The following is a 14121-nucleotide window of genomic DNA, read 5'->3' as shown; positions in this document are numbered from 1 at the left end:
CGGCGCCGGCGCCGTGCTTTTCGGAGAAACACAATGCTGCACTATCCGCGCCCGCCCTTTCCCAGCCAGCACCAGCCGATGCCGGGCAAGACCGGCGCGATGCAGCCGCTGCCCGACCATGGCGAAACTTCCTACAAAGGCAGCGGCCGGCTCATCGGCAAAAAGGCGGTCATCACGGGTGGCGATAGCGGCATCGGGCGCGCGGTGGCCATTGCGTTCTCCAGGGAGGGAGCAGATGTCCTGATCTCCTATCTGGATGAGCACGACGACGCCCGCGAGACCGAACGGCTGGTGACCGAGGCAGGCCGCAAGGCCGTTCTTGTGTCGGGTGACATCCAGCACCCCGATCATTGCCGCGCACTCATCGCCAAAGCCGTATCGGAGCTCGGCGGCATCGACATCCTTGTCAATAATGCGGCGCACCAGGCCAGCTTCAAGTCGATCGACGAGATCAGCGACGAAGAATGGGAGTTGACCTTCAAGGTCAACATCCACGCGATGTTCTATCTCACCAAGGCCGCCGTCCCCCACATGAAGCCGGGAAGCTGCATCATCAATACCGCGTCGATCAATTCGGATGTGCCCAACCCGAGCCTGCTGGCCTATGCGACCACCAAGGGAGCGATCCATAACTTCACGGCAGGGCTGGCGCAAATGCTGGCTGAGAAAGGCATTCGCGCCAATGCGGTGGCCCCGGGGCCGATCTGGACACCGCTCATTCCCTCCACCCTGCCTGAGGACTCCGTCGAGAACTTTGGCAAGCAGGTCCCGATGAAGCGCCCGGGCCAGCCCGTCGAGCTGGCGACCGCTTACGTCATGCTGGCCGATCCGCTTTCCAGCTATGTCTCCGGCGCCACCATCGCGGTCACCGGCGGAAAGCCGTTCCTGTGACGGATTGAATGGCCGCCGGACTGCGGCGGCCGGTGCCGATCGCTAGCTGCAAGCGGCAGCCTGCATGCGATCACGCAGATACTGGATGAGGACGACCGTCTTTGCGTCAACGATTTCGCCAGTTGCGACCATCGCAGCAGCCTGCTCCAGGGTAGTCTCGACCACCTCGATATCTTCTCCCTCCTCCTTGAGCCCGCCGCCGCCGGACACCTTGTCGGCCGGCGAATAGGCGCAGGTGAAGAAGACGATCTTTTCCATGATCGCGGCGGGACTCACATAGAGTTCGAACAGCCGTTGCAGTTTCGAGACCTGGTAACCAAGCTCCTCCTTCATCTCCTTGATGATGCGCCGTTCGGCATCCTCGCCGTCGAGCTTGCCGGCGCAAGCCTCCACGGTCCGCTCGATGCCGTCCTGGAGAAAAATCGGCAACCGCAATTGCCGGGTGAGAAGCACGGTCTTCCGATCGGGATCGTAGGGAAGGATAACGGCCGAGTTGCCGTTGTCGTAGATCTCGCGCTTGCGCCGTTGCTGTTCGCCGTCTCGCCTGCGCTGCTCGTAACTCACGCTGAGCAGCTTGCCCTTGCCGTGGGCAATGGTTTCGATGTCGTGGATGTGTACGCTCTCGCCTTCCATCTTCATGGGTACTAAACGCCGTTGGTTAGACTTTGGTCCCTCCTGGCTCGTGCGTCGAATGCCGCCGCCCGTCATCCATGCAGCAGGACCGGAACGAGCCTCCGCCATTCACGTTGGTTCAGAGCACGGAGGTCGCCATGGTATTGAACGCACATACTGATCCGATGACGGAAGAGCAGAGGCAAGAACTCAAGCGCCTCTGCGACGCGGCTGACATTCCCGACAAATCCGGCGAATTGCTGACCCGTTCAGGTGCCCAGCAGATGATCGAGGAGCTTCGGCGGAAAGCCGCCGAGCAGCGGGCATGATCGACGCCTGCTGAGCTGGACAAGCCTATTGTCCGAGACGAACGCCGCCATCCGCAGACAACGGCATTCATCAGCGACTAACGTCTACCGGGCTGCGGACTGGAATTATTTGTTGGTGCCGGGTCCGACATTGCCGCTGCTGGACGAACCGCCGGCTTTCATTTTGCCGCTGGACATACCCGTCGTGGTCCCCTTCTTCGTGTGGGTGCTCTTCATGCTCTTGCTCTTGGTCGCGCCGGGGCCGACGTCACCGTGGGCTGCCCCGCCCGGAGCCGGCTGCATTTGTGCGAACACGCCGCCGGTCGACAGTAACAGGGCGCAGGCGCAAGCCAGGATCGTTTTCTTCATGGGAAACTCCTTTGGTTGAAGCGATTCTTCAACCGGCACTCGCGCAAAGCGTTCCGACAGGAACACGGAACTGTCATCAGGCCGAGGCCAGGATCGGATGCTCAGATTGTCGCCTGTATTGCTGATAGGCCGCAATTGCCTTGTTGGCGAGCATCAACCGCCGCCGCTCGCCACGGCGCACCATCAACTCTATCGTGTCGCTGAGGAAGCGGCCGGCCACCATGGCATCGCCCAACTCCCCGGTGCGCTCGAGATAGTCCCAGGCGATTGCGATCGAACTCTCTATCAGCAAGGGCAACGGTTCCGTCATCATTGTATCCAACCATTTTGGAGAAAACGCCCCGCAGCAATCCCCGTTCCTGTCACGGTCCGCCGGCGACAGCTCCCGCAATCACCATCGTCAGATCGTCCAGATCGATCTTGCCCTTGACGACGAGGCCTTCGGATTCCTCGATGCTCAGCGACTGCGGATTATTCGCCGCTTGCCGTTTCAGCTCCTCGACAATCGCTTCCTTCAGTTTCTCTTCAAGCATCTGTTGCGTCTCCATTCATCCCGCGGTGCCGGGCTAATGGGTGTTGGTCTCATGCCATTTTTCCAGGTCGGGTTTCGACGACGACCGTTGCTCTTTCTCCGGCTTCTCCTTCCACGGCTTGTCGCTCTGCTTATGCGATCCCCAATCGGTCTGCTGACGCGGATCATCGGTAGGTTTTTCCTTGCTCATTGGGACACCTCCATGATGGGGAAGCCGACAGCGCAGGGTTTGGTTCCGATAAATCGATGAACTTCGGGTTCCAACGTTGGGAATCGTACAGACAGCCGGCGATTCCGCCTCCTAAGCTTTTTGGATGGACAAGAAGCAGGTCGAAGAGCGGTCCCAGCGGGACCTGCATATGGAAGCGCTGGCAGCGCTGGAGTACGCCCGGACGCTGCCTCATGGTCCGGCACGAAGCGAAGCTTTGAAGCGCGCTGGTCTTCTTCAGAAGGCGGCCGACATGCAGGGGCTGACATTCGCCAAGCGCGGACGTCCGCCGAAAACTTGAACCACTTTTCCAACTGGCCAGTGCCCCGCGCTGCAGGCGCGTGACGCGGCAACCAAGCGACAGGCGATCGGAACCCGCCAACGGGTCACTACGTTGCCTTGCCAAGCAGCAAGGAGGCTTCGATGGGATTGGCCGAATACATGATCGTCTCCAAGCCGGACGGCTGGACGGTCCTGCACGACGGAACCGCGCAGCATAACTACGAAGGAAGCGGCTTTCGAGGCGGCCGTCGCGGCCGCGTCACTGGCCATCCGGCAAGGGCATGAAGTGCATGTCAGCGTCCCGGGACGCGACGCCGGCTGGAAAACCGCAACCGGTGCCAAGGACTCCCAAAGCGTGCCGTGATGCAGTCTATCCCATAGCTTCGCAGTGACATCCGGGACAGCGCCGAAGACAACCCGGATGCCGCTGACGCGGGTCACGAAGCAATTACTGCTCGTCTTTCGGCCTCAGCCCTGATTCTGTCGATATCGCTCCCGTACGATTTCATCGCCAGCCTGCGTCGCTGCCCGGTTGCGGTAATGGTAGCTCAGTGTTCCGTAGATCAGCGCCGTAAGCAGCACGAAGGCTCCGATGAAATAGAGGGCTTCGAGTCCCATCATATTCTCCCATATTCCTATGGCGTGCCTGCCTTACGCCTTTGCTTCGTCGCGGCCATGCACTTGCGCTGGCGGCGCGGTCGCCTCCACGGCCGTAAATGGCTCAAGAATGCGATAGCTATGCTCGGCATGCGCTGGCACCAGCCAGGAGTCACCCGGCTCCAGCTTTATCGTCTGGCCTTCGATGACAAGTTCGGCGCGCCCATTCATGACGTATCCCACCGTTTCATAATCCCTCCGGTTGGACACGTCGGTTTGCGGCTTCTCGTTTTGCCATAAGCGCATCGAGACGCGCTTGCCGGAAACAAGATAGGTTTGACCCATCTCGCCCTTGGGCGCCGTCTTGCTGGATACCTTCTTGACGGTGCTGTCGCTCATCTGCCGCTCCATCTTGCGGTTACCTGGAGTCAATCGGGCGTGGCGCTGGCGGTTCCATCCGGTGCTTCAATTTGACCGGCCCGACACAGCAGGCGGAACACGCTTCTCCGGCTCGCGTTTCTTCCGAGCGTGGAGATTGATGAACGTCGAGATAGTTTCATGAGCGACTTCAGGGACATTCAGCACGGCGTCAACGACCCCGTCAGTGGCGTCGACGTAAAGCGAAGATTCAACGCCAACCAGACTCCGCATGAACGCGCCCAGGTCGCAGCAGACGTGCGCTCCGACCCCGAGCCCGCGGCGGATGAGAAGTTCCTGCCGGAAGCGCTGAGGCGCCGGCCTACCGCCCCGCTTAATCCCCGGACCGGTCGCCGTCCTACCCCGTAGGCAAGATCGGTTCGGCGCGCAATTCGCAAAGGTGCCGCCGATTCAATCGGGGTAAAACACTTTGCGGGGGCAATTCAATTCAGCATGAAGTGGTGCGCCGCCGTCCCCTGCGCTACTTCCGCGCGTGTCACATCAGCTTAAGGTGAGCCAGTCGCGCCAACGGGAATCCGCTCAACTGTTAAAAACAAGATCGTGATAGGTGACGCAGGCCACATTCGCGCGTGGCCGTTGGCCGTAATGCGGTGGTGCAAGCCACACCTGCATTTCGAACCAACGGAGTTTTCGATGAAGCGTCTGTTGATTTCCGGATTCGTGGCAGTCGCCCTGCTCGCGGTCGCAACCACGATGCGCTCTTACTCGATTTCCCATGAACGTTCTACCGTAACCACCGGCGTGGCGCTGTCGAACAAATCTCCGGCCATCGCGGGCGTCACCAGGATTCCGATGGACGAATACGAGGATATGTCGCTGGTCTTCTCGAAGCCCGTGAAACATTGACGCAACCGGAATAGCGCCGCGCGTTCTATTGCTTGGTCGCCCGCTCGAGGAATCGCACCAGCGCGGCACGGTCCTGCTCCGAGCCGATACGCTGCTCCGGCATCTTGGTGCCGGGCGTGTAGGCCTGCGGCCCGACCTCGAACAGTTTGGAAATCGTCTCCGGCGTCCAGATGATGTCGAGGTGCTTGAGCGCTTCGGAGAAATTATATCCAGGCGCTGTTGCTATCCGTCGGCCGAAGATGCCGGCGAGTGTCGGGCCTGCGCGGTTGGCCTGATCGGCGCCAAGCGTGTGGCAGGCGACGCAGGCGCGAAAAACCTCCGCGCCGCGATCGCCGGCATAGGCGGCGAGCGGGTCTCCCGCCGTTTCCACGAGAATCGGATCGACGGGCTCGCCTGTCGCCGCGTTCCAGCGCCGGATGATGTTGTCCGCGCCGCCGGTGAGAAGCGTGCGGCTATCAGGCGAGAATACGACCGACCAGACCGGCAGGCCCGGCCCTACCAGCGTGCGCGTGAGCGCGCGCGCCTTGCGGTCGATCACGGCCACCGTGCCGCCGATGCCCGCGGCCGCAACCAGCGCTCCGTCAGGCGAAATCGCAACCGAGATCACCGGCCTTGGCCCCGCCACAAGCTCGCCGGCGCGCGCGCCACCTGCTGTCAGGAAATAGACCTTGCCGTCGGCGCCGCCGACGGCAATTTCACCGTCAGCGCCGGCGGCCACAGCGTTGAGCGGTGTCGGCATCGCCACGACCGTCGGCGTTTGCGCGCCTGACAGCGGCCAGATGCGAACGCTGAGGTCGTAGCTGACGCTCACCAGGGCGCGGCCGTCCGCCGTAAACGCCACGCCGTTGACGTTCTGGGTGTGCTCATCGAGCACGCGCGGTGCGCCGCCCGCGAGCGGCCAGAGCCGTACCGTGTGATCCCACGAGGCCGATGCGAGCGTTGCGCCGTCGGGCGAAACGGTCAGCGCCACGATCGGCGCCGTATGGCCTTCGAGCACCGCGTCGGGCTCTGCCTTGCCGAAGGTCCAGAGGGCGATACGGCCATCGGCGCCGGCGGTCGCCGCACGTCCCTGGCCGAGCAGCGCCACCGCATTGACGGCGTCGGAATGGAAGCGAAGCACCTGCTCGGCCGCATTGCGCGTCAGCGACCAGCGGATCGCAGTCGAATCGAAGCTGCCGGAAATCGCGCTTTGTCCGTCGGCCGAAATCGCCAGCGCCCGCACCGGCCCGCCATGCCCGCGCAGTTGCGCAAACCCGGCCGTTGTGCCGATCGGCAGAGCGATCAACGCGGCCGCGAGCGCCAGAAGCGCCGATCGGGCCCTGTTGCGACGGGGAGTTTGCGCCGAATTCCTTGGTGCCATTGCGCCGGCCTCAGCGCGTGCCCGGCCTGTCGCGGTCGAGCCCCTTGGCCTGCAGGTCGTCGAGGTAATCCTGAAATCGCCGTTCGGCATTGACGCCGAGATCGCGCAGGAACGCCCAGGAGTAGATGCCGGTCGTGTGCATGTCGTCGAACCCTATTCTGATGGCATAATTGCCGACAGGATCGACCGAAAGAATGGTGACATTGCGTTTGCCGCCGACCGTCTTGCGCTCGGCTTCGGAATGCCCCTGCACTTCCGCGGAGGGGCTGGTTACCCGGAGCAATTCGGCAGAGAGTTCGAAGGTGCGGCCGTCATCGAAGACAATCCGCAATGAGCGGCGATCCTTCGGCAAGCGGATTTCGACCGGCCATGCCAGCGTGACTTCAGGCGTGCCCACCGGCGGGGTCAGCTCGGGCCAATGAGATTATGGCCGGGATCGCCGACCCTGGCGCCGCTGGTGGTAAAGGTGACTGAGCTCGACTGCTGAATGGTGTTGAGCACCATCGCGACGCCCACCGCAGCGACGACCGCGAATGCCAGAGCCGCAACAAAGGATTTCATGTCAGTCCCTCACGTTTGACCTGAGCCGAACCGGATCATTCGGCCGGCACGGCGCGGGCCGTGCCGTTCGACGGCGCTTCGCCCTTTGCCTGCTGTTCTTCGACCCAGAGCGAGTGATGCTCCTTGGCCCAGTTGAGGTCCACCTCGCCGGTCCCCATCGCGTCGAACGCACCTTCCATGCCGATCGAGCCGATATAGATGTGCGCGAGCATGGCGGCGATGAAGAGCATCGCGATCACGGCGTGGATCACGGTCCAGAGCTGCAGCGCCGTGACGTTGCCGGGCAGATACGGGAACAGCAGGAACCAGCCGGACACCGACATCAGCGCGCCGCCGACGATCACGATCCAGAAAACGCCCTTTTGTCCGGCGTTGAAACGTTTGGCCGGCGTATGACCACCACCCTTGGAAAAAAGGCCACCGCCGTGCTTGATCCACTCAATGTCGAGCTTGCCGGGGATGTTGTCCCTGACCCAGATCAGGAACATGATCACCAGGCCCAGCATGAACGGGAACGCCAAATAGTTGTGCGCAAGCTTGGCCCAGGCCGACATGGTCGCAAACGCTTCCGGCCCGAACACCGGCAAGATCAGGGTGCGGCCAAAGCTGACGTTGAGGCCAGAGAGTGCCAGCACGATGAAGCAGCTTGCCGTGAGCCAGTGCGTGAACCGCTCGAAACTGGCGAAGCGCAACATCGTCTTGCCCGAGAAACCTTGCTCGATGCGAATCCGGCCGCGCACCATCAGGAAGACCGCAAGCGCTGCCAGCATGCCGAGAATGGCGATGCCGCCGATCCAAGGCAGCTTGCTGCGGTGGAAGTCACGCCAGTCGCGGCCGGCGGGCTGGATCAGATTGGCAGCATTTCCATCGGGAATCGATACGCGACCCGAGATCTTGTCGCCCTCCTTCAGCGCGTTCAGGAGCTTGTCTTCCTGAACGGCCTCCGCGGTCGGCTTGAAGGAAATCTGCGCCGCAGCGGGCTGGGCGAGAACGAACAGCAGCGCCAATGCAGCGAACAAAGTCTTGAAAGGGGCGAAGCTGAGAATTGAAAGTGAGCCTGGCATTTGCACAACGCCTTTCGATGATCGGAATTACGTTGCCGCCGCGCCTGACAGGCGCAGCGGCCGTTGCATCAGCCGGTCGGTGAATCGCTATAGGCCGTCTTCCAGCCCCACATGCCGGACCCGTAACCGCGCTTCATCACCCGCTCCTTGTAAATCTCGGCGATGATCGCGCCGTCTCCGGCGAGCAGCGATTTGGTCGAGCACATCTCGGCACAGATCGGCAGCTTGCCTTCGGCCAGGCGGTTGGCGCCGTATTTGGCATATTCGGCCGGCGTCGAGTCGGCTTCCGGCCCACCCGCGCAGTAGGTGCACTTGTCCATCTTGCCGCGCGATCCGAAATTGCCGACTTTGGGATATTGCGGCGCGCCGAACGGACAGGCGTAGAAGCAGTAGCCGCAGCCGATGCAGAGGTCCTTGGAGTGTAGCACGACCCCGTCGGCGGTGGTGTAGAAGCACGACACCGGGCAAACCGCAGCGCACGGCGCATCCGTGCAGTGCATGCAGGCCATGGAGACCGAGCGCTCGCCGGGCTTGCCGTCATTGATCGTGACGACGCGGCGGCGATTGATGCCCCACGGCACTTCATGTTCGTTCTTGCAGGCCGTGACGCAGGCATTGCATTCGATGCAACGGTCGGCATCACAAAGAAATTTGACGCGAGCCATGATCTATTCTCCTCTCACGCCGCTTGGATCTGGCAGAGGGTCACCTTGCCCTCGTGCATGCCTGTGACCGGGTCGTAGCCGTAGGACGTGATCGTGTTGACGCTTTCGCCGAGCACGATCGGGTCGTTGCCCTTCGGATACTTGCCGCGCTGGTCGACGCCCTGGAACCAGCCGGAGAAGTGGAATGGCATGAATGCCACTCCCTTGCCGACGCGGTCGGTAACCAGCGCCTTGACGCGCGCCTTCGAGCCGTTCTCCGGACCGAACACCCAGACCCAGCCGCCGTCCTTGATGCCGCGCTCGGCGGCATCGACTGTGTTGACCTCGACAAACATGTCCTGCTGCAATTCAGCGAGCCATTTGTTCGACCGGGTTTCCTCGCCGCCGCCTTCGTATTCGACGAGGCGTCCCGAGGTCAGGATGATCGGGAATTGCTTGGCCAGTCCCTTCTCCACCGCGGCCTTCTGGATCGAGAAGCCGAGATTGGGCATGCGGAACTGGCGCCCGTCCGGACGCGTCGGATACTTCGCGACGAGATCGGGCCGCGCCGTGTAGATCGGCTCGCGGTGCACCGGCACGGGATCGGGCAGATTCCACGCCACCGCGCGGGCCTTGCCGTTGCCATAGGCCATCACGCCATGCTCCAGCGTGACGCGAATGATGCCGCCGGACAGGTCGACCGCCCAGCCGACGCTATCAGGGTTGTTGCCGCCGATCTTGTTGATGGTGGCAAGTTCGTCCGCGGTAAGATCCTTGTCCCAGCCGAGCTTCTTGAGCACGCCATAGGTGAACTCGGGATAGCCGTCGGTCAGCTCGGATCCCTTGCTGTAGGAGCCTTCGGCCAGCATGTTGACGTTCTTCACCGAACCGTCCGGCTGCTTCTCCTCGTAGACCACGCCGAAACGGGCGCGGAATGTGCCGCCGCCGTCCTTGGCGTGCAGGTTGGTGTTGTAGAGCGTGTGCGTCCCCGGGTGCCGGATCTGCGGCGTGCCCCAGCACGGCCAGGGCAGGCCGTAATAGTCGCCGCCGATCTCGGGCTCGTCCGCCTTGGCGCGCAAGGTCACCAGGTCGAACTTGCCCTGGTTCTTCATGTGCGCCTTCAATCTTTCCGGCGACTGGCCGGAATAGCCGGTCGAGAAGCCGCCGCGGTTGATTTCGCGCAGCAGGTCTTCGGGCGACGGCCGCTTGTCCTCGACCTTGATGTTCTTGAACATCTTGTCGGCGAAGCCGAGCTTTTCCGACAGCCGGTAGATGATCTCGTAATCGTCCTTCGCTTCGAAGATCGGCTTGACGATCTGCTCGCCCCACTGCAGCGAGCGGTTGGAGGCCGTGCGCGAGCCCGAGGTCTCGAACTGCGTGCAGGCCGGCAAGAGGTAGGTGCCGTTCTTGCGCTCGGAAATCGCGGCGAAGGTCGTCGGATGCGGATCGGCGACCACGAGCAGCTCGAGCTTTTCGAGGCCCTTCACCATCTCCGTCATGCGCGGCACGGTGTTGCCGCCATGGCCCATGATGACCACGCCCTTCACGGCGTCGCGTTGATCGACGTCATCAGGGTTGGCGAGCGTCGCATCGAACCAGCGGGTCCACGGAATGCCCGGCAGTTCCATGTTCTGCTTGCGGGTGCGCGCCGGACGGCCCGCCTTCGCCGGGACTTCATCGAAACGCGACTGCAGGTAATCATATTCGACCTCCCAGACGCGCGCCCAGTGCTTCCAGGCGCCTTCGACAAGGCCGTAGTAGAGCGGCAGCGTCACGATATCGAGGCCGATATCGGTTGCGCCCTGCACGTTGCAATGGCCGCGGAAGATGTTAGCGCCTGAACCGAAGCCGCCGACATTGCCCGTCGCCAGCAGCAGGTTGCAATAAGCGCGAACGTTGGCGGTGCCGACGGTGTGCTGGGTACCGCCCATGCACCAGACAAAGGCCGACGGCTTCTGCTTGGCAAAGGTCTCGGCGACCTTCTTGAGCTGCTCGCCGGGAATGCCGGTGACGCGTTCGACCTCTTCGGGCGTCCATTTCGCGACTTCGGCGCGGATCTGGTCCATGCCATAGACGCGCTGCTGGATGAACTGTTTGTCTTCCCAGCCATTGGCGAAGATGTGATGCAGCATGCCCCAGATCACGGCGATATCGGTGCCGCCGCGGAAGCGGACATATTCGGTGGCATGCGCCGCGGTGCGGGTGAAGCGCGGATCAAGCACGAACACGTTGGCGCGGTTGAGTTCCTTGCCGGACAGGATGTGCTGCAACGACACCGGATGCGCCTCTGCCGCATTCGACCCCATGAAGACGATCGTCTTCGAGTTGCGCATGTCATTGTAGGAATTCGTCATCGCGCCGTAGCCCCAGGTATTGGCGACGCCGGCGACGGTGGTCGAATGACAGATGCGGGCCTGGTGATCGATCGAGTTGGTGCCCCAGAACGCCGCGAATTTGCGGAACAGATAGCCGCCCTCGTTGGAGAACTTTGCGGAGCCGAGCAGATAGACGGAATCGGCGCCGGACTTGGCGCGGATTTCCATCATCTTGTCGCCGATCTCGTTGATGGCCTGGTCCCACGAGATCTTCTGCCACTCGCCGTTGACGAGCTTCATCGGATATTTCAGCCGACGGTCGCCGTGCACGAGTTCGCGCACCGCCGCGCCCTTGGCGCAATGCGAGCCGCGATTGATCGGGCTGTCCCAGGCCGGCTCCTGGCCGACCCAGACGCCGTTCTGCACTTCGGCGACCACCGTGCAGCCGACCGAGCAATGCGTGCAGATGTTCTTCCTGATTTCGGTTGGCGCGCCGACCTTTTCAGGCCCCGCCTGCGCCTTGCGCACCGAGCCGAGCGGCATCAGGCCGATCGCGGCGCCCGCACCGGCCGCCAGACCGGACCGCCGCAGGAACGTACGGCGGTCGAGAACTCCCGACGCGAGGCCGGCAGCGATACCCTGCAAACGCGCCCTGCCTGCGGATCCGTCTCTTCGCTTCATCAACATGTGCGTGGTCCCATCAATAGCGATTGACGCGATAGTAGTTCTTGACGTGATCGGTTTCCTTGTAGCGCGCCTTGACGCGCTCGGCCTGCGACTCGTCCGCGGCCGCCTCGCCGCCCGTGAGCGGCACAACGGCTGCTGCCGCGACCGCCGAACCACCCATCAGAAACAGGCTGCGCCGATCCATCCCTGTGGCCCGTGACTTGCCTTTATCATCAGATGGCTTGCTCATTGCGTTCTCCCATTATCACGTCGCCTCACCGCCGTCGTCAGGACAGCGTGAAGGCCTCGGATTCCAATTCCATAAAGACACGGCCGGTGCGGCCGACGGCGCGGTAGAAGCGCGCCGCTTGCGACATTTCCAGATCGGCGAACATCCGCGCCGCCCACGGCTTGAGATGACGCTCGAAAAAGCGCACCTGTTCGGCGAACTCGGCCTCGAAGTCGCCGCGCGCAAGGCCAGCCATGACTTCGAGCAGGATAGCGATGTGATCTTCCGGCTCCCGCGAGGTGCCCGCACGCTCGATTCCGAGCGCCCGCAGATCCTCGCGCACCCGCGCCAGCGGACGCTCGTGAAGAAAGCCGGTCAGGTAATAGGAAGCATAGGGCAGCAGTTCGCCACGGCCGACCCCGATGAAGAGATCGAAGAACTCCTTGCTTGCGGCCCGGTCATCCGTCGCCGCAGCGGCGGAAGCGAGTTCGACATGGGCCATGCCGAGATCGGATGCATCACCCTTCAGTGTCGCAACGCGCTTGAGCGTCTCGGCGTCAGGCGCTTTGCCGAGCAGCAACGACAACAGGCCGTATTCCGCGGCGCGGAGCTGATCGATCTGGTCGATTTCGGATTTCGATGTCACCTGATCTTCTGATGATCCGTAGAGATCGGGGCGCAGCACAAAGCGGTCGACCCGTGTCAGCGCCTCGATGGCGAGAACGCGTTCTGCGGGAATGCGCGACCATGCCGAAACTGACGGCTGAGCAATGCCCAAGCCCCGCGCCAGCGATCCGACGCCACCTGCTGCCTTGATAGCTAGTTCCAGTCCGGCATCACGCATGGTGCTACCGACTTCTCCCCTGCCCCGCGCCCAAGTGCCTCTTATTGAGGCACACATCTTAGAACTGGAATTATTCCAAGCAGGGAATCTCTAACATAGGAGGGGCCTATGTCCGCAAATACTTTTGTCTAAACAATCGGTTTTGCGGTGCCATGACGTCGCACCGGTTGCTGCGATGCAACAGGTTTTGCTGCCTCGGATTCGTCCAACGCCACGGGTTCCCTGGCATCCTGTTTCGCCTCTGAAGCGCGTTCTATTTCCGTCGCCGGGTTGTCCGACCGTCGTAAAGCCTCCTCGGGAAGCTCCTCCTGTGGCCTTGCCAGGAGTTCGCGGTCAGCCGGCTGTGGCGAAGCGCCTACCGCCTCTATTCTGGAATTCGCATTGGAACTCGTGGTTTCCGCCGCAGGCTCACCCATGATCTGCGACACCATCCGGGCCACATCCACGCTTGCGCCAAGCTCACCGCCGCCGGGAACGCCGCCCGGCGCATTCCAGTCATAGGCATATTCGAGAGCGGGACTGACGTAATTGCGAATCGCGGGATCGAGCGCCCAGGATTTTCGCAAGGCCGCATTCCGCAAATGCTCGGGAACGCCCTTGCGGAAAAAGGCGGTGATATCAGTGCTTCCTGTCAGCTCCTCAAGCTTTGGCAAGGTCGAGAGATCGAACTCGGGCTTGGCGGCTCCGGGTGGCGTTGCCGGTTGCTCTACCGACCTGACGATTTGCTCAGCTTGCGTCTCCCGCTTCGGCTCGGCCTGTTTTGCCTCCTGCTTGCGCTGCGACCATCGCGCCAGAAAGCCAATGTCCCGATCGGTTTCGTCCGGACCACTCATCTGCGTCCCTCATCCGGTCGATCTCCCGGCACGCGCGGCCGGTCGCCGCTAGCGCGATCCCGCTTGCGCTTGTGAAAGACGCGCTCGACGTGGAATTGATCGACAAAGGCCGCAATCCATGCGGCGATTTCAGGGGGCATCGGTACGGTGCCGATCACCTCACAACCACTTTCGAACAGCGCTTCCCCTTCGGTCGGGTCGGCGGTGACTTTCGTCAATTCGAGTTCGGCGCCGCCGTGCTGCCGTCGCAACGCAACCCAGATGCGCGGCGTGCCATCGGCAAGGTTATCGCGATAATTCGCAGTGTCCGAGCTGAACAGATCGATGCTGGCCGGGCCCGCATAATACGTCGTCGCGTCCGCGTCGGTGGAGAGCACGGTCCACGGCGCGGCCGCGGGCACATCGTCCAGGATCATCGCCGGCGACCACACCTGGTCGATCCAGGGATTGTCGATCGAACGGCGCCGCACCACCACACCGACCTCGCGGGATGCCTCCATCATCGACCATCCTCCCTTCGGC

At 62.5% G+C, this 14121-nt stretch carries 22 protein-coding genes and 1 pseudogene; 6 read left to right on the top strand and 17 right to left on the bottom strand.

Features of this window, described 5'->3' with window-relative positions; all coding sequences use genetic code 11:
* Positions 1 to 33: 33 nt before the first annotated feature.
* The gene (locus HCN50_RS05900; protein ID WP_171708695.1) at positions 34 to 891 is read left to right on the top strand and encodes an SDR family oxidoreductase; all 858 of its coding nucleotides are present in this window, start codon (positions 34 to 36) and stop codon (positions 889 to 891) included.
* Between the two features lie 42 nt (positions 892 to 933).
* Here HCN50_RS05900 and HCN50_RS05895 read toward each other — a convergent pair whose 3' ends face one another.
* A complete protein-coding gene (locus tag HCN50_RS05895) occupies positions 934 to 1530 on the bottom strand; it encodes an NUDIX domain-containing protein (RefSeq protein WP_210264797.1) in 597 nt (198 codons plus the stop codon).
* Positions 1531 to 1661: 131 nt separating this feature from the next.
* Here HCN50_RS05895 and HCN50_RS05890 point away from each other — a divergent pair, with 131 nt between their 5' ends.
* The gene (locus tag HCN50_RS05890) at positions 1662 to 1832 is read left to right on the top strand and encodes a DUF3072 domain-containing protein (RefSeq protein ID WP_171708693.1); all 171 of its coding nucleotides are present in this window, start codon (positions 1662 to 1664) and stop codon (positions 1830 to 1832) included.
* 105 nt (positions 1833 to 1937) lie between these two features.
* On the opposite strand, the gene HCN50_RS05885 is transcribed toward HCN50_RS05890, so the two are convergent.
* The 4 genes from HCN50_RS05885 to HCN50_RS05870 all read right to left on the bottom strand — a co-directional run bounded on the left by HCN50_RS05885 (position 1938) and on the right by HCN50_RS05870 (position 2902).
* Positions 1938 to 2180, bottom strand: coding sequence for a hypothetical protein (locus HCN50_RS05885; protein WP_171708692.1), 243 nt, complete (start codon positions 2178 to 2180; stop codon positions 1938 to 1940).
* 76 nt (positions 2181 to 2256) lie between these two features.
* A complete protein-coding gene (locus tag HCN50_RS05880) occupies positions 2257 to 2490 on the bottom strand; it encodes a hypothetical protein (protein ID WP_171708691.1) in 234 nt (77 codons plus the stop codon).
* Positions 2491 to 2542: 52 nt separating this feature from the next.
* Positions 2543 to 2713, bottom strand: a complete 171-nt coding sequence (locus tag HCN50_RS05875) for a hypothetical protein (RefSeq protein WP_171708690.1) — start codon at positions 2711 to 2713, stop codon at positions 2543 to 2545.
* A gap of 33 nt (positions 2714 to 2746) precedes the next feature.
* A complete protein-coding gene (locus tag HCN50_RS05870; RefSeq protein WP_171708689.1) occupies positions 2747 to 2902 on the bottom strand; it encodes a hypothetical protein in 156 nt (51 codons plus the stop codon).
* A gap of 124 nt (positions 2903 to 3026) precedes the next feature.
* On the opposite strand from HCN50_RS05870, the gene HCN50_RS05865 reads away from it, so the two are divergent.
* On the top strand, positions 3027 to 3221 hold the full coding sequence (locus HCN50_RS05865; protein ID WP_171708688.1) for a hypothetical protein: 195 nt from the start codon (positions 3027 to 3029) through the stop codon (positions 3219 to 3221).
* Between the two features lie 122 nt (positions 3222 to 3343).
* Positions 3344 to 3566, top strand: a pseudogene (locus HCN50_RS05860) (hypothetical protein).
* 104 nt (positions 3567 to 3670) lie between these two features.
* Here the strand turns inward: HCN50_RS05860 and HCN50_RS05855 are convergent.
* Both HCN50_RS05855 and HCN50_RS05850 read right to left on the bottom strand, forming a co-directional pair.
* Complete coding sequence (locus HCN50_RS05855; protein ID WP_171708687.1) at positions 3671 to 3820, bottom strand: hypothetical protein; 150 nt, start codon at positions 3818 to 3820, stop codon at positions 3671 to 3673.
* A 33-nt stretch (positions 3821 to 3853) separates the two neighbouring features.
* Positions 3854 to 4198, bottom strand: coding sequence for a cupin domain-containing protein (locus tag HCN50_RS05850; RefSeq protein ID WP_171708686.1), 345 nt, complete (start codon positions 4196 to 4198; stop codon positions 3854 to 3856).
* Between the two features lie 159 nt (positions 4199 to 4357).
* Here HCN50_RS05850 and HCN50_RS05845 point away from each other — a divergent pair, with 159 nt between their 5' ends.
* Together HCN50_RS05845 and HCN50_RS05840 are read left to right on the top strand one after the other, a co-directional pair.
* Entirely contained in the window at positions 4358 to 4585 is a 228-nt protein-coding gene (locus tag HCN50_RS05845; protein ID WP_171708685.1) for a hypothetical protein, read from the top strand.
* Positions 4586 to 4870: 285 nt separating this feature from the next.
* The gene (locus HCN50_RS05840) at positions 4871 to 5083 is read left to right on the top strand and encodes a hypothetical protein (protein ID WP_171708684.1); all 213 of its coding nucleotides are present in this window, start codon (positions 4871 to 4873) and stop codon (positions 5081 to 5083) included.
* A 25-nt stretch (positions 5084 to 5108) separates the two neighbouring features.
* Here HCN50_RS05840 and HCN50_RS05835 read toward each other — a convergent pair whose 3' ends face one another.
* The 10 genes from HCN50_RS05835 to HCN50_RS05790 form a co-directional block, all read right to left on the bottom strand.
* Entirely contained in the window at positions 5109 to 6443 is a 1335-nt protein-coding gene (locus HCN50_RS05835; RefSeq protein ID WP_171708683.1) for a c-type cytochrome, read from the bottom strand.
* Positions 6444 to 6453: 10 nt separating this feature from the next.
* Positions 6454 to 6840, bottom strand: a complete 387-nt coding sequence (locus HCN50_RS05830) for a gamma-butyrobetaine hydroxylase family protein (protein ID WP_171708682.1) — start codon at positions 6838 to 6840, stop codon at positions 6454 to 6456.
* Positions 6841 to 6848: 8 nt separating this feature from the next.
* Complete coding sequence (locus HCN50_RS05825) at positions 6849 to 7004, bottom strand: hypothetical protein (protein ID WP_171708681.1); 156 nt, start codon at positions 7002 to 7004, stop codon at positions 6849 to 6851.
* A 35-nt stretch (positions 7005 to 7039) separates the two neighbouring features.
* Positions 7040 to 8068, bottom strand: a complete 1029-nt coding sequence (locus tag HCN50_RS05820; RefSeq protein ID WP_171708680.1) for a formate dehydrogenase subunit gamma — start codon at positions 8066 to 8068, stop codon at positions 7040 to 7042.
* Positions 8069 to 8136: 68 nt separating this feature from the next.
* A complete protein-coding gene (gene fdh3B / locus HCN50_RS05815) occupies positions 8137 to 8733 on the bottom strand; it encodes a formate dehydrogenase FDH3 subunit beta (RefSeq protein ID WP_028348819.1) in 597 nt (198 codons plus the stop codon).
* 14 nt (positions 8734 to 8747) lie between these two features.
* Entirely contained in the window at positions 8748 to 11714 is a 2967-nt protein-coding gene (locus HCN50_RS05810) for a formate dehydrogenase subunit alpha (RefSeq protein WP_171708679.1), read from the bottom strand.
* Between the two features lie 13 nt (positions 11715 to 11727).
* On the bottom strand, positions 11728 to 11943 hold the full coding sequence (locus tag HCN50_RS05805) for a hypothetical protein (RefSeq protein ID WP_171708678.1): 216 nt from the start codon (positions 11941 to 11943) through the stop codon (positions 11728 to 11730).
* A 37-nt stretch (positions 11944 to 11980) separates the two neighbouring features.
* Positions 11981 to 12766, bottom strand: coding sequence for a molecular chaperone TorD family protein (locus HCN50_RS05800; protein ID WP_171708677.1), 786 nt, complete (start codon positions 12764 to 12766; stop codon positions 11981 to 11983).
* A 128-nt stretch (positions 12767 to 12894) separates the two neighbouring features.
* Entirely contained in the window at positions 12895 to 13599 is a 705-nt protein-coding gene (locus tag HCN50_RS05795) for a DUF3306 domain-containing protein (RefSeq protein ID WP_171708676.1), read from the bottom strand.
* A complete protein-coding gene (locus HCN50_RS05790; RefSeq protein WP_171708675.1) occupies positions 13596 to 14102 on the bottom strand; it encodes a DUF3305 domain-containing protein in 507 nt (168 codons plus the stop codon). Before HCN50_RS05790 ends, HCN50_RS05795 begins: the two co-directional genes overlap by 4 nt.
* Between the last annotated feature and the right edge of the window lie 19 nt (positions 14103 to 14121).

It is taken from the genome of Bradyrhizobium archetypum, assembly GCF_013114835.1.
GTDB classification, from domain to species: domain Bacteria; phylum Pseudomonadota; class Alphaproteobacteria; order Rhizobiales; family Xanthobacteraceae; genus Bradyrhizobium; species Bradyrhizobium archetypum.
The sequence above is the reverse complement of the archived record's forward strand: the minus strand, read 5'-3'. Positions and strand labels throughout refer to the sequence as shown.